Genomic DNA, 12,612 nt, shown 5'->3' with positions numbered 1-12,612 from the left:
ATTCTTAACAATACTAAAGCTTTTTTTAGTGGTGGGTGAAAATTGGCCAAATGTATTTAGGCTGACCTCTGTTCGGTTGGTCAATTTAACTTGCCACAAAGCCGGAATCATTGATCGGAGAGGTTGTTACCCAAAGCTCTACGGCTTCTACGTCCCCCAATACGACTGAGAAATGACGGGTAGATGTGTCGTGGTGAACGACGTCACCTGGCGACATAATGAAAACCTTGTCACCAAGGTGATATTCAAGCCGTCCCGAGATCAAATAGCAAAACGCCTCGCCCTCATGCCGCATCTTTTCGGAAACGTGCCCCGGGGGGCGATGAACGATCTGTGGGTTGAACAATGCACCGGTAAAACCAGGGCCCAGCTTCTCATAAAACCTGCCCCGCATACCCAGGGAATATGTCTGGCGGTTGTCCTTTGCCACATATTCGCTGAACACTTCGGGTACGCTGAGCAGCTTTTCGATGCTGGTTTGAAGTGCCGCGGCAATCGCCATCAGCGAGGTCAGCGAGGGTGAGCTCAGGCCGCGCTCGACCTGAGACAGAAAGCCCGTTGTCAGATCAGAGGTCTGTGCGACCTTGTCCAAAGTCAGGCCCATCGCCTTGCGCCGCCTGCGAATTGCCTGCCCCAGCTCGGTCGGCGTGCCCTTCGGCTTTGATTTGTCGCGCGCGTTTGCTGCGTTCATTCCCTGTCTCCCGGAATAGTGGGTTGCCGCGCATTCAACCGGATCGCAGAGGAAATATCAAAATTTTTTTAGCAGAGGTAAATTTTTTTGGGAAGATCCGGGTGTAAACCTTCAAACCCCTTCAGTTTTTCCAACGGCTTAGTATCTAGCGAAACAGAATCAGAGTTTGATTGAGTGACGCCGATCCGCCGAGATCATGTCGCGGATGTTCTGGACGATTTGTTCCGCATGGGCGCTCGCCAATCGGTCGGCCTCGGTGATGTCCTGCGCCGCTATAGCTGCGATTATGTCGTCATGCTCCAGGGAATACCGATCCGGTAACCGATCCCCAAAGGACGAATAATAGGGCCGCATGATCCGTTGCCCTTCGTTCAGCAATCTGCGCGTCAGGCTTTCGTAATATGGGTTGCGCCCTGCTTTGGCGATTGCATTATGAAGCTCTGCATTTTTTGCGATCATGGTCAGAACGTCATTTTTGGCAGCTGCATCCGAAAATTCCTGCTGCCGCATGCGAATGTCGCACAGATCCTGGTCTTTTCGGTATTCGGCGGCCAGCCGGGTTGTAACGCGATACATCAGGGTCATCGCATCAAAGAATGTGTGAAGATTCAAAAAGTCTATGGGCGCCACTATGCTCGCGCGGTTCGGCAGTGTCGCCACCAGCCCTTCCGACGTCAGCCTGACAAGGGCTTCACGGATCGGGGTGCGCGACATCGAGAACCGCTCGCTCAGCTTGGCCTCGTCTATGGCGCTGCCGGGCGCAAGGGCGAGGTCGATGATTTCGTCCCGCAGGGTTTCATAGACGAACTGAACGCCTGATCCACGTTTGCGGCCGGCTTCGACCGGCTTTCGTTTTTCCATGTCAGAGCATTCCCTAGCCGCTGGATCGCGGTCCATCTGCGTTCGCACATCAATTTTGCCACACGTACCGGTGCTAAGTCGAGTGTTAATCCCAGCCAAAAACCAGTTGTTTTTCACGTATTTTAGGGCCTTATTCCTTCTTGTCGAAAATTTGTCGACAAATAAAATATTTAAAGTAGACTAACGGCAAGATTACACGAATCCCTAACCCGGTGGGGCATTCCACCGGCCCGGCAATAAAATACGGAGACCCAAATCGTGAACCCGAATGTCTTTTCCGGATGCATCCCGGCCCTGATGACGCCCTGTCGCGCGGATCGCAGTCCTGACTTTGAGGCGCTTGTGCGTAAAGGTCTTGAGCTGATCGAGACGGGCATGTCCGCGGTTGTCTATTGTGGCTCGATGGGTGATTGGCCCCTTTTGACCGATGCACAGCGTATGCAGGGCGTCGAGGCGTTGGTCGGGGCTGGTATCCCGGTGATCGTGGGAACAGGCGCGATCAATTCGGCCATGGCAGTCCAGCATGCCGCACACGCGCAGAAAGTGGGCGCCAGCGGTTTGATGGTCATTCCACGTGTACTGTCACGCGGCGCGTCCATGACTGCGCAGCGGCACCACTTCAAAGGCATTCTGGCCGCGGCACCGGATCTTCCCGCAGTGATCTACAACAGCCCTTATTACGGATTTACCACCCGTGCGGACCTGTTCTTTGATCTGCGCAAGGACCACCCGAACCTGATCGGTTACAAGGAATTCGGCGGCGCCGAAGATCTGCGCTATGCGTCCGAAAACATCACCAGCGGTGATGACAATGTTTCCCTGATGGTCGGCGTGGATACCGCGGTGTTCCACGGGATCGTGAATTGTGGCGCAACCGGCGCCATCACTGGGATCGGGAATGTGCTGCCCGATGAGATTCTGCATCTGGTGGATTTGTGTCAGGCGGCGGCCAAGGGCGATGCCAACGCGCGTGCTCGAGCGTTGGAGCTTGAGGCGGCTTTGGGCGTTTTGTCGTCGTTCGACGAAGGCACCGATCTTGTGCTCTACTACAAACACTTGATGGTTATGACGGGTCATCCCGAATACACGCATCATTTCAACGAAACAGATGCCCTTACTGACAGCCAGCGCGGCTATGTTGAACAACAGTTCAGACTGTTCCGTACCTGGTACGAGAACTGGAGCAGTCAGGCCGGTTCTTCGGCGCAAAATGCAGCGTGAGGATTGGGCATGTCGTTGAATAATGGATATGTTTTTCGCGGTCAGCACTTGATTGGCAGTCGGTGGGTTGGAGCTGATGAAAGCTTTGCCTCCAGCCCCGTTTCGGGTGAGGGGAGCAACTTTGCTGCGGGAACGCCTGAGTTGGTTGATCAGGCCTGTACCCTGGCCGAGGCCGCCTTTGGAGATTACGCCAATCGCAGCCGAGGGGATCGGGCCAGGTTCCTGAATGCTATCGCGAATGAGATCGAGGCCCGTGCCGAGGCCATCACCAGCATTGGCAGTGCAGAAACCGGTCTGCCCGAGATGCGTCTTCAGGGCGAGCGGGGACGCACGGTTGGTCAGCTGCGCATGTTTGCCGAATTCGTCCAGGATGGTGCGTATCTAGAGCGCCGCCATGATCTGGCGATGCCGGATCGCCAACCCGCCCCACGTCCTGACATCAAGATGATGCAGCGCCCGGTTGGCCCGGTGGCTGTTTTTGGCGCTTCGAACTTCCCCTTGGCATTTTCGGTTGCCGGAGGTGACACCGCATCGGCACTGGCCGCAGGTTGCCCGGTCGTGGTCAAAGGCCACCCCGCCCATCCGGGCACCGGCGAAATCGTCGCTGATGCCATTCAAGCGGCGGCCAAGGCGACCGGTATGCCCGACGGCGTATTCTCATTGGTGCAAGGTGGGGACCGCAGCATCGGAGAAGCATTGGTAAAGCATCCGGCAATCCGTGCCGTGGGCTTTACCGGTGGGCTGGCCGGAGGCAGGGCGCTGTTTGACCTCTGCACAACGCGCCCAGACCCGATCCCGTTCTTTGGTGAATTGGGCTCGGTCAATCCGATGTTTGTTCTTCCAAACGCTATGGCCGCCAGAGGTGAAGAGATCGGCAAAGCCTGGGCGGGGTCAATGACCATGGGGGCAGGGCAGTTTTGCACCAATCCGGGCGTTGCCGTGATGATCACAGGCGATGATGCTGACCAATTTATCGATGCTGCTGCGAGTGCCCTGAGTACAGTGCCGTCACAGACCATGCTGACCGATGGGATTGCCGAGGCATTTCGATCCGGCCAATCGCATTTGGCCGAACATCCCGCCGTGCGCACGATCCATCAAGGTTCCACGGCAGGCCGTTCAGCTGAACCGGCGCTCTTCGAAACCGATGCCGAAGCGTTTCTGGCTGATCCCAGCCTCAGCGAAGAAGTGTTTGGGCCCGCATCGCTGATTGTGCGCGTCGGCTCGGAAAAAGAGATGGTTGCCTTGTCAGCCCAGCTGGACGGGCAACTTACGGCCACGATCCAGATGGATGACAGTGACACCGCGCTGGCGCAGCAACTCTTCCCGATTCTGGAGCGCAAGGCCGGGCGGTTGCTGTTCAACGGCTTCCCAACCGGGGTCGAGGTGGTGGGGTCCATGGTCCACGGGGGGCCTTATCCTGCCAGCACGAATTTCGGCGCGACAAGCGTCGGCACAATGGCCATCCGCCGTTGGCTGCGACCCGTAGCATATCAAAACATGCCCGCCGCACTCAGCCCCGAAGATCTGGAAGGCACGACGCAATAAGCGGTGAACCACAGGGCTGAGGCAATAAATTCCTTCGGCCATATCAAAGGCTTTGGCCCCGGTGAACGGGGCCGGGCAGGGACACCCAGATCGGCTGTTCCGTATCATCCGCAACACTCTGCCATAGAAGCAGATCACCGGAAATTCCGCGTCATTCGACGTGCAAAATCGGGCTTTGGCCCATAACAGGAGGACAAGATGAAACTCTTCTCGAACTTTGCCGCCCTGGCGGTAACAGCCACGCTTGCAATGCCCGCAAGCGCCGCAGAAATTGAATGGAAGATGACCGCAGCGATTGGTGAAGGTTCATTCTTTTACCAGAACTTCATGGAACGATTTGCGGCTAATGTGGACACACTGACCGCGGGGCGCATGCATGTCCAACCTTTTGGCGCGGGCGTTCTGGCCCCGGCCTTCAAGGCGTATGAAGTAGTTCAGGACGGCATCGTCGAAGCCGGACATTCCACGCCGTCTTATCTGGTAAACCAGGACCCGACCAATGCCGTTTTCGCCAGCTTCCCCGGTGGAATGTCCGGCGAGGCGACCCTGCACTGGATCTATGAAGGCGGCGGTGAGCAGATGCTGCAGGATTTCCGCCGCGAAGAAATGGGTCTGCACACGCTGGTCGTTGGGGTCGGTACGTCCGAAGTTATGGCGCATTCGAACGTCAAGATCGAAACAACCAACGATCTGAAGGGCGTCAAATACCGGACCTCGGGCGCATGGGCCGCTGTTCTACAGGACAGCTTTGGCGGCGTTCCGACGGTTGTCCCGGGAAATGAAATCTACACTTTGCTGCAGCGTAAGGGTGTGGACGCGGTCGAATGGTCGACACCAGGAGGCAATATCTCTGAAGGTTTCCACGAGGTTGCGCCCTATATGATCATGCCCGGCGTGCATCAGCCATCCTTTCTGTGGGAAGTCTTCGTCAAACAGGAAACCTGGGATGCTCTGCCCGAGGATATCAAGCTTCAGGTTACCGCAGCGGCCAAGCTGACAACATACGAAAGCTTCACACATTTCGGTCACGCGGACATTCAAGCCATGGCTGCCTTCCGCGATACCAAAGTTGAAATCATCAACATGGTACCAGCGGAATCCGAAAAGATCCGCGCCGCCGGGCGCGATTGGGCCCGTAGCCAGGCTGCCAAAAAAGCCGAAGACGGAAGCGCCCGGATGCAAGAGGTTCTGGACAGCTACCTCACCTATCAAGCGAACTGGGCCGAGAATTCGGGTTATTTGGTTCGCGACAGCGCCGAATAGGCTCTGCCCTGACATTGGTTGGATGACCGGATATTCGTGCCGGTCATCCGTTTCCGGGGACATACATGACCACTATTCTCAGAGTCATCGACGCGATTGCCGGGGCGCTGGCCCTGCTGGGTCGATGCGTAATTTTTGCCCTGATCGTGGCAATGCTGTACGAGGTTGTTGCTCGCTATGCGTTTGGTGCGCCGACGCTTTGGGCGTTTGATATCTCGTACATGCTGAACGGTTCGGTTTTTCTGCTTGGGGCGGCTTATGCCCTGCGCTGTGACGTGCATGTCAGGATCGACTTTCTGTCTCAGCGTATGCCGATGCGGGCGCAGCAGCTGTTGAACGGTGCTGTCTTTCTGTTGGTCATGACACCGATCACGACCATCTTTGCCTGGGTTGCAAGCAAAAAAGCCTGGAAAGCACTGATCACCGGAGAGGTCGAAAGCGTCAGCCCTTGGGCGCCGGTTGTCTGGCCGTTTTACACGGTCATCGCCGTTGGTCTGGCGGCCTTGGCGCTGCAATTCCTGGCTGAGGCGATCAAGTTGCTTTCGGGGCGCAAGAACCCTGGTGAGGCACCGGGCGAACTGGACGGCATGGAAGAAAACCAATGACACCATTACTGATGTTTGCAGCCCTTTTTGTGCTGGTCTTTGCTGGAGTGCCGGTGGCCTTTTCGCTCATCATCATCTCCGTCGCCTTTGGCTACATGGTGTTCGGCGAGCTGATCTTTTTGCAGCTTTATGGTCCGCTGCTTCATACGGCTTCGAATTTCGTACTGGCAGCAATCCCTCTGTTCATTTTCATGGGGGCGATACTTGAGCGTTCGGGGATCGCGAAACGCCTGTTCTTTGCACTGCAGTTGTGGCTGGGCGGCTTGCCCGGTGGATTGGCGCTGTCGACGATTGCAATGTGCGCGGTTTTCGCCGCCGCATCCGGCGTTGTAGGCGCGGTCGAGATAGTTGTGGGGTTGATGGCCATCCCAGCCATGACCAAAGCGGGTTATCGTAATGACCTCATCGCGGGAACAATCTGTGCAGGGGGCTCACTGGGGACAATAATTCCACCCTCGGTCATTGTGGTCGTCTATGCGTCGATTGCGCAGCTGTCGATTGGCAAGCTGTTTGCCGCATCTATCCTGCCCGGCCTGCTGATGGTGGTGTTCTTCGTGCTCTATATCTTGGTGCGCAGCATGGTCCGACCTGCTGACGCTCCTCCGTTGCCACAGGCAGAGCGCGCGATGCCAACCGGCCGTAAGATGAAGGTGACGTTGACGGCATTGTTGCCCCCGCTGGCATTGATTGTCCTGGTGCTGGGCTCGCTTCTGGCCGGTGTCGCCTCGGCTACCGAAGCTGCCGCAGTCGGGGCCGCCGGTACGATCCTGCTGGCTTTGATGTTTCGGGAACTAAACCTGAAACTGATGTCCGAGGCACTGAATGTGACCCTGCGCATCACCGCTATGATCATGTTGATCGTGGCCGGAGGCACGATGTTCACCAGCATCTTTGCGGTCACCGGAGGCGGACAGCTGGTGCGCGATACCGTTGCCGGGATCGGGTATGGCAATGCCGGTATCATCGCATTCTTTTTGTTGGTGGTCTTTTTCGCGGGCTTTGTACTGGACTGGGTGTCGATCGTTCTGATTTTCATTCCGATCTTTGCCCCGATCGTGAAATCCGCCGGAATCGATCCGATCTGGTTTGCCATGATGGTTCTAGTGGTGATTCAGACTTCGTATCTGACACCGCCAATGGCACCGTCGATTTTCTATCTTCGCTCAATCGCTCCGCGTGACATGAGCTATGGGCAGATGTATCGCGGCGTGTTGCCCTTTGTAGGGGCGCAAATGCTGGTTCTTTTGGTTATCATCCTGATCCCCGAAGTGGCGACATGGTTGCCAGAGATATTGGTCGGGCTTTGACATAGATCTTGGTCTTGCCCCTTCAGATGCCTGGCCCCTGTTCAATGGGCTAGGTCATCGCCCTAGTTGTTTCGAAAGATCTTTCGGTTCCGGTAACTTGTCCGCATTCTGCGCCGCCCATTGATGCATCTCATACAGCAGTGGAAGCAGGCTTTGACCCAGAGGTGTGAGGCTGTATTCGACATGCGGCGGTATGGTCTTGAAGTCTTTGCGAGAGACAAAGCCCGTCGTCTGCAACTCGGTCAGCTGGCGCGTCAACGTTCGATGCGTGATGCGTCCGAGGTTTCGCTGAAGCTGGTTGAACCGGCAGTCCCCCTGCGAAAGCCAGTAGATGATCAACAGCTTCCATCGACCTGAGATCGCTGAGATCAATGCTTCGATCTGACAATGATCCTCTAACTCATCATGTTTCAAGGCAGTATCCTATATGACCGTACTTGTTCGTGTGAACGTGCAATTTTAGATAGTGGTCAGAACGTTATGCCGCAACGGGGGGACCCTATGGCGAAGAAGAAAATTGTGATCATTGGCGGGGGCTATGTCGGGTTTGAAGTTGCCCGGGAACTGGACGCTTGCGCGGACGTCACCCTGATTGAGCAACGCGAAGCGTTCGTGCATCCGCCTGCAGCGATCCGCGCGCTGGTTGAACCCGCCTTGCTGGACCAGCTCATCCTGCCATACGACAATCTGCTTCAATCGGGTAAGGTCGTGCGCGGGCGCGCCGTTTCGGTCTCTGAAACCGAGGTCACTTTGGAATCTGGAGCTGTCTTTCCGGCGGACTATATCCTGATCGCCACCGGATCATCCTATGCAGCGCCGTTCAAGCCGTCGGGTGACAGCATTGCGGATTTTCAGCAAGCGAGCAAAGACGTCAGCGCGCTATTGGCCAAAGCGAATTCAGTTGTGATCGTAGGGGCAGGCGCTGTCGGGACAGAGCTTGCGGGCGAAACCGCCTCGGCACATCCGGGTAAATCCATCACCCTGGTTTCGTCGGATGATATCTTGTTTCCCAAGTACCCGGCCAAGCTAGGCGCGCAGCTCAAAGGTAAGTTGGAACGGCTGGGCGTCACTGTCATTCTCGGCCAGAGGGCGCAGGATTTACGCCATTTGGATCGGCCCTACGAAGGATCCGTGAGCTTGACCGACGGTAGAGTGATTGCGGCAGATCTTATATTTCCGGTGGTTGGATCGAAACCCCAATCGTCTTTGGTTCAAAGCCTTCCGGGCGTGTCGGCTGATGCATTGGGTAGGGTCAAAACCGACAAATGGTTGCGACCGTCAAGCTATCCGAATGTCTTCGTCGGCGGTGACATTGCCGACATTGGCGACGGAATGACAATCGTAGCAACGGCACGGCAGAATCCGTGGCTGATCAAAACGCTTAAGAAAGTAATCGAGGGCGCACCCGTTGAAAGTCAGAAACCCTACGCGCCCTGGAAAAAAGCACCCATTCTGGTGCCCCTTGGGCCGGTCATCGGCAGCAGCTGGCTTTTTGTGACAGTGGGTGACTGGATCACACGCAAGATAAAGGGGAAAGATATTTTCATTCCCAAATATCGAAAGGCTTTTGGGATTTCGAGCTCCGGAAAATAGTTCCTCCTGAACATTGCGATTTGCCAACGTTCAGGCATCCCACACAGATGATGTCTCTGACATTCGTGTTGGCCTGCCTCTAGTCGTGTGCGAGGTTGCGACTGGCTTGTGCCTGCTGAATATCTTTCGGCCATGTGGAACGGATATAAGCCAGAACATCCCATATGCCGTCATCAGTCAAAGTGCCTTCGAAACCCGGCATGCCACTGTTGAAATTCTTGACGCCGCGTGCGGCCAGTGTCTTTGCACCGCCGAATTTGGTGTAGTCAAACAAAAGCAGGCTATCATGGTGCCATGTGTGCCCGGTCACGTCATGTGGTGGCGCAGGCATCACACCGTCTTCACCCGGTGTTTGCCAGTTGGGTTGGCCTTCCAGGTTAACGCCGTGGCACGCGGCGCATTGATCTACGTAGAGCCTCTGTCCATTCGCCACGTCTCTGTCTGTAAACGTATGATCCGCGGCAACGCTGGAATAAACGCTGCATAGGACCAATATAAATAAGTGCCTGGTCATCTCCACCCACCTCAATTCGGAAGCGTCAGAACGGTTGTTAGTGTCGCCGTAGTTGTCAGCACCGCCAGAACGATCAGCGCCTCAACTTCGATGGAACGGGCGAGGTGCTGCGCCGCCTTGGTATCTCCGTCTAGCATTGCCGGAACAAATCGAAGCTTGTTCGCGGCGGCTAGGATCAATAGCAGCCCTACAAATAGTACTTTGAGCAACAGGGCCTGCCCATAACCAGTGGAGATGAGCGCTCGGAGATCACCAACAAGCAACCAAGCCATCCAGAAACCTGCGACGATCAATGCGGGTACCATCAGTGCCGCAGCTTGGCCAAACCTATGCCCAAGTGTAGCAGCGTCTGCAATTTGCTCAGGTTGAAGAGCCATACTCCGCAGCGGGCTGAATATGCCTACCCAGAAGGCTACACAGAGCAGGTGTGCTAGTAACAAGAGTTGGGTACCAAAATTCTCTAGATCCGATAGGTGCCCGATCTGTGCAAAGGACCACAGAGCCATCGTGCCACCCACAAGTGCGATCCCTAAACCAAAGCGCGGAACAGACAATCCGACAAGGATCATTGCTGCGCCTATCACTCGAAGAACAAATACATCGCCTACGGAAGTCTGCCAGAGTAATCCAAGCATTTCGGGGTCGACCAGCCCATCCGCTCCGCCCGTCAAGAGGGCACCACTAAGCATGAATCCCAGTGCCGTCGCGATGAGAGCAAGCCACGCCAAGGCCATGGATTGGCGTTTCATCGCCAGGCTTATCGGTGTGACCAAGCTGGAATAGAGACACTTAACGACCACAAGGCCAGTGGCCCCCGCAAAGCCGATATAGAGTGCTAGCTTTGCGAGGATTGCAGCAATTTCCCAGATGTCTGGCATGCTCATTCCACAGTAAAGGTAAACGCGCCCTGCATAGCATGACCATCCTCACCTAAACCGCGCCACTCGATGACATAGGTGCCCGCGCCATTGCCTGGCAGTGGAATTTTGAACTTCTGAGCAAATCTTGCCTGGTCGCCTAGATCCAGTCGTACTGCCCCGTGTTCTTCATGTGCCATCTCTATCCGGGTCAACCGGATGTCTTTCGAGAAATTGAGGCCAATTTCAGCGGGCACAATCGTTACTGTGGTTCCATCTGCAGGTGTTGTTTCTGTGGCCTTGGAATGCGCCAGCGCAAAATTGGGGAGCGCGGCCAAGAGTATAAGCGTTACAATCTTCTTCATGGGGCTATCCTCAATTTATTCCGTTGGCGCGCTGGATATCGCGAATGTAGGCGATCACCATAGCGACGTCACCTCGCGTCAAGCCGTCGACGGGTGGCATGTCTCCAAACTGCCAATGGTGACTTCTTACACCCTGTGAAACCGCCCTCTGAAACGCTTCATCAGCGTGGTGACTAGGTTCGTAAATCTTGTGGATCAGTGGCGGTCCTGCGCCGTCAATTCCGACCGCATTGACACCGTGGCAAGTGGCACAGGAGGCATCAAAGACCCGCTGGCCGATTGCTGCATTGCCCTCAATAGGCGGCATCTGAATTGCGACTAGGCCGTCTCTTGAAACTGTCGCCTGGGGGCTGGCTTCTTCGATTGGGTCTGAACGAAAAACTATGAAAGCGGCAACAGCCGAGACGACGCAAGCGCCGATTAACACGTGACTTTTCTTCATGGGTTGAACCTGACTTTGTAGAAGCTGGAAGTGCTGCGGCATATCGCAAACAGCCGCAAGGGCCGGTCACTTAGGCGCGCGCGGATTTTGGCAGCTTCAAAGGTCAGGGGGTCTGTAGGGGCTATCTGGTTCAGTCAACTTGGATTGGGATACAATCTGGAACTCTCGGTCAAGCTGATATTGATTCCACACGACTTGGCTGTTCTGCGAGATCAGTACGACGGCTTGGCAAAGCGAAGGGTTACACTCTCCGGTTCCGGCATTATCCGTGTCGTGATGGCTGCTTTGGGCCGAGATGTCAGGGATGCTTTTCACCGCGGCGGAGTGTCCCGCCGATTGCATATGGTCCCCGCAGTGAAGCCCGACGCAGGCATGAGACTCGCCACCAAATCCGGCCAGAATGACCAGAAGACTCGTCAATAGCGCAAATGTGTTTCGTCGGATGACCATGATTCCGGACGCTAATGCAGCGGATCACACAAGACAACGCCTGCAGCTTCATTATGCCCCACGCCGTTCTAAAGGAAATTACGACGCTGATTTTCGTGATGGGGCATTCCCCGCTCTTGTCCGGCGCGCGATTCTCATCAAATGCAGAGAGTCCGGGTCTATTTTGATTTCTATCAGTCGGGCCTAGCAACTGATTAGCGGCCAAACGGCAACACAGGTCGCAACAGTGTCAACGCGCAGAATCTCACTGGAACCAGCCAAGTTCCAGCCGTGCGGTGCCAATAATTTGGGGCAACGTAGTGGTCTGAGGGTGCTGGTGTTTCTGCTTCTTTGACCCGCGTTCAGACGCGCTTATTGAGAACTTTGAACCAAAGATATATTTTGACCGGATTGCGAACGAAAAGGAAAGTTCATGATCAGAACTACTGCACTGGCGCTCTTAGCGCTCCTCTCGGCAACCTCGGCATTCGCAACTGTCGGGCTGTATTGCGAGGCCCCTGATGGATCAGGCGCTGTATTTGATGTCGGATTGGGAACTGTCCCTGGTCTCGCAGTCGTAAGCGCGACCATTCACGCAGACGGCAAACACTGGAGCCTTACTGAAGTCGATGGTGCGATACCAATCATCGTGGCACAGGGGGCCGATGTCGATATGCGTACCGTAATCGACTTCGCCGATCCCGAATACAGTCGGATCGTTGCCTCTGTTCGATTGATAACCGCTGTCGAAGGAGACGAATCCGTCACTGTAGGCACGCTCACGATTCCGGAAATCGGTGCCTTCCCGCTAGTTTGCGAAGGGCCGTAGCCGGCCGATGTTGTGCAATGTACCGGGGCTAACTCGGCGGAAGCGGTCATCCCAAATTCTGCTTTGCTCAAATGTCTGAAATGGGCC

14 protein-coding genes are annotated in these 12,612 nt (G+C 55.6%); 7 read left to right on the top strand and 7 right to left on the bottom strand.

The features are described 5' to 3' along the window. Nucleotides 1-85 precede the first annotated feature (85 nt). A complete protein-coding gene (locus AC2FH2_RS12755) occupies nt 86-691 on the bottom strand; it encodes a helix-turn-helix domain-containing protein (RefSeq protein ID WP_281973159.1) in 606 nt (201 codons plus the stop codon). Between the two features lie 159 nt (nt 692-850). After that, on the bottom strand, nt 851-1,552 hold the full coding sequence (locus AC2FH2_RS12750; protein WP_496690004.1) for a GntR family transcriptional regulator: 702 nt from the start codon (nt 1,550-1,552) through the stop codon (nt 851-853). A 258-nt stretch (nt 1,553-1,810) separates the two neighbouring features. On the opposite strand from AC2FH2_RS12750, the gene AC2FH2_RS12745 reads away from it, so the two are divergent. The 5 genes from AC2FH2_RS12745 to AC2FH2_RS12725 all read left to right on the top strand — a co-directional run bounded on the left by AC2FH2_RS12745 (nt 1,811) and on the right by AC2FH2_RS12725 (nt 7,496). Further along, nucleotides 1,811-2,773 (top strand): dihydrodipicolinate synthase family protein, encoded by a 963-nt coding sequence (locus AC2FH2_RS12745; RefSeq protein ID WP_496823817.1) that lies wholly within the window; start codon nt 1,811-1,813, stop codon nt 2,771-2,773. A gap of 9 nt (nt 2,774-2,782) precedes the next feature. Beyond that, entirely contained in the window at nt 2,783-4,321 is a 1,539-nt protein-coding gene (locus AC2FH2_RS12740; protein WP_496823815.1) for an aldehyde dehydrogenase (NADP(+)), read from the top strand. Nucleotides 4,322-4,519: 198 nt separating this feature from the next. Then, nucleotides 4,520-5,584 (top strand): TRAP transporter substrate-binding protein DctP, encoded by a 1,065-nt coding sequence (dctP, locus tag AC2FH2_RS12735; RefSeq protein WP_496694008.1) that lies wholly within the window; start codon nt 4,520-4,522, stop codon nt 5,582-5,584. A 65-nt stretch (nt 5,585-5,649) separates the two neighbouring features. Next, on the top strand, nt 5,650-6,189 hold the full coding sequence (locus AC2FH2_RS12730; protein WP_142637832.1) for a TRAP transporter small permease subunit: 540 nt from the start codon (nt 5,650-5,652) through the stop codon (nt 6,187-6,189). Beyond that, nucleotides 6,186-7,496 (top strand): TRAP transporter large permease, encoded by a 1,311-nt coding sequence (locus AC2FH2_RS12725; RefSeq protein ID WP_281995521.1) that lies wholly within the window; start codon nt 6,186-6,188, stop codon nt 7,494-7,496. The genes AC2FH2_RS12730 and AC2FH2_RS12725 overlap by 4 nt, the downstream gene beginning before the upstream one ends. A 54-nt stretch (nt 7,497-7,550) precedes the next feature. On the opposite strand, the gene AC2FH2_RS12720 is transcribed toward AC2FH2_RS12725, so the two are convergent. Beyond that, nucleotides 7,551-7,910, bottom strand: a complete 360-nt coding sequence (locus AC2FH2_RS12720) for a winged helix-turn-helix transcriptional regulator (RefSeq protein ID WP_142637835.1) — start codon at nt 7,908-7,910, stop codon at nt 7,551-7,553. A gap of 87 nt (nt 7,911-7,997) precedes the next feature. Between AC2FH2_RS12720 and AC2FH2_RS12715 the strand changes: the two genes are divergently transcribed. Further along, on the top strand, nt 7,998-9,089 hold the full coding sequence (locus AC2FH2_RS12715; protein WP_496694006.1) for an NAD(P)/FAD-dependent oxidoreductase: 1,092 nt from the start codon (nt 7,998-8,000) through the stop codon (nt 9,087-9,089). A gap of 79 nt (nt 9,090-9,168) precedes the next feature. On the opposite strand, the gene AC2FH2_RS12710 is transcribed toward AC2FH2_RS12715, so the two are convergent. The 4 genes from AC2FH2_RS12710 to AC2FH2_RS12695 all read right to left on the bottom strand — a co-directional run bounded on the left by AC2FH2_RS12710 (nt 9,169) and on the right by AC2FH2_RS12695 (nt 11,309). Continuing rightward, nucleotides 9,169-9,522: a c-type cytochrome gene (locus AC2FH2_RS12710; RefSeq protein ID WP_425472001.1), complete on the bottom strand. Its 354-nt coding sequence runs from the start codon at nt 9,520-9,522 to the stop codon at nt 9,169-9,171. A 92-nt stretch (nt 9,523-9,614) separates the two neighbouring features. Further along, nucleotides 9,615-10,487 (bottom strand): CopD family protein, encoded by an 873-nt coding sequence (locus AC2FH2_RS12705; protein WP_496823812.1) that lies wholly within the window; start codon nt 10,485-10,487, stop codon nt 9,615-9,617. After that, a complete protein-coding gene (locus AC2FH2_RS12700) occupies nt 10,484-10,825 on the bottom strand; it encodes a copper resistance CopC family protein (protein ID WP_142637842.1) in 342 nt (113 codons plus the stop codon). The genes AC2FH2_RS12705 and AC2FH2_RS12700 overlap by 4 nt, the downstream gene beginning before the upstream one ends. Before the next feature lie 10 nt (nt 10,826-10,835). Then, nucleotides 10,836-11,309, bottom strand: a complete 474-nt coding sequence (locus AC2FH2_RS12695; protein ID WP_496823810.1) for a c-type cytochrome — start codon at nt 11,307-11,309, stop codon at nt 10,836-10,838. A gap of 820 nt (nt 11,310-12,129) precedes the next feature. On the opposite strand from AC2FH2_RS12695, the gene AC2FH2_RS12690 reads away from it, so the two are divergent. Beyond that, nucleotides 12,130-12,525 (top strand): hypothetical protein, encoded by a 396-nt coding sequence (locus AC2FH2_RS12690; protein WP_142637846.1) that lies wholly within the window; start codon nt 12,130-12,132, stop codon nt 12,523-12,525. The last annotated feature ends 87 nt before the right edge of the window (nt 12,526-12,612 follow it).

The organism is Ruegeria sp. YTSA105 (assembly GCF_059610225.1).
This window is presented reverse-complemented; position numbering and strand designations above follow the sequence as displayed.

What these genes read in the sequence shown, in the direction of transcription:
- AC2FH2_RS12755 (WP_281973159.1), bottom strand. Translation starts at nt 691, where the DNA reads ATGAACGCAGCAAACGCGCGCGACAAATCAAAGCCGAAGGGCACGCCG.
- AC2FH2_RS12750 (WP_496690004.1), bottom strand. Translation starts at nt 1,552, where the DNA reads ATGGAAAAACGAAAGCCGGTCGAAGCCGGCCGCAAACGTGGATCAGGC.
- AC2FH2_RS12740 (WP_496823815.1), top strand. Translation starts at nt 2,783, where the DNA reads ATGTCGTTGAATAATGGATATGTTTTTCGCGGTCAGCACTTGATTGGC.
- dctP (WP_496694008.1), top strand. Translation starts at nt 4,520, where the DNA reads ATGAAACTCTTCTCGAACTTTGCCGCCCTGGCGGTAACAGCCACGCTT.
- AC2FH2_RS12730 (WP_142637832.1), top strand. Translation starts at nt 5,650, where the DNA reads ATGACCACTATTCTCAGAGTCATCGACGCGATTGCCGGGGCGCTGGCC.
- AC2FH2_RS12725 (WP_281995521.1), top strand. Translation starts at nt 6,186, where the DNA reads ATGACACCATTACTGATGTTTGCAGCCCTTTTTGTGCTGGTCTTTGCT.
- AC2FH2_RS12715 (WP_496694006.1), top strand. Translation starts at nt 7,998, where the DNA reads ATGGCGAAGAAGAAAATTGTGATCATTGGCGGGGGCTATGTCGGGTTT.
- AC2FH2_RS12705 (WP_496823812.1), bottom strand. Translation starts at nt 10,487, where the DNA reads ATGAGCATGCCAGACATCTGGGAAATTGCTGCAATCCTCGCAAAGCTA.
- AC2FH2_RS12700 (WP_142637842.1), bottom strand. Translation starts at nt 10,825, where the DNA reads ATGAAGAAGATTGTAACGCTTATACTCTTGGCCGCGCTCCCCAATTTT.
- AC2FH2_RS12695 (WP_496823810.1), bottom strand. Translation starts at nt 11,309, where the DNA reads ATGCCGCAGCACTTCCAGCTTCTACAAAGTCAGGTTCAACCCATGAAG.
- AC2FH2_RS12690 (WP_142637846.1), top strand. Translation starts at nt 12,130, where the DNA reads ATGATCAGAACTACTGCACTGGCGCTCTTAGCGCTCCTCTCGGCAACC.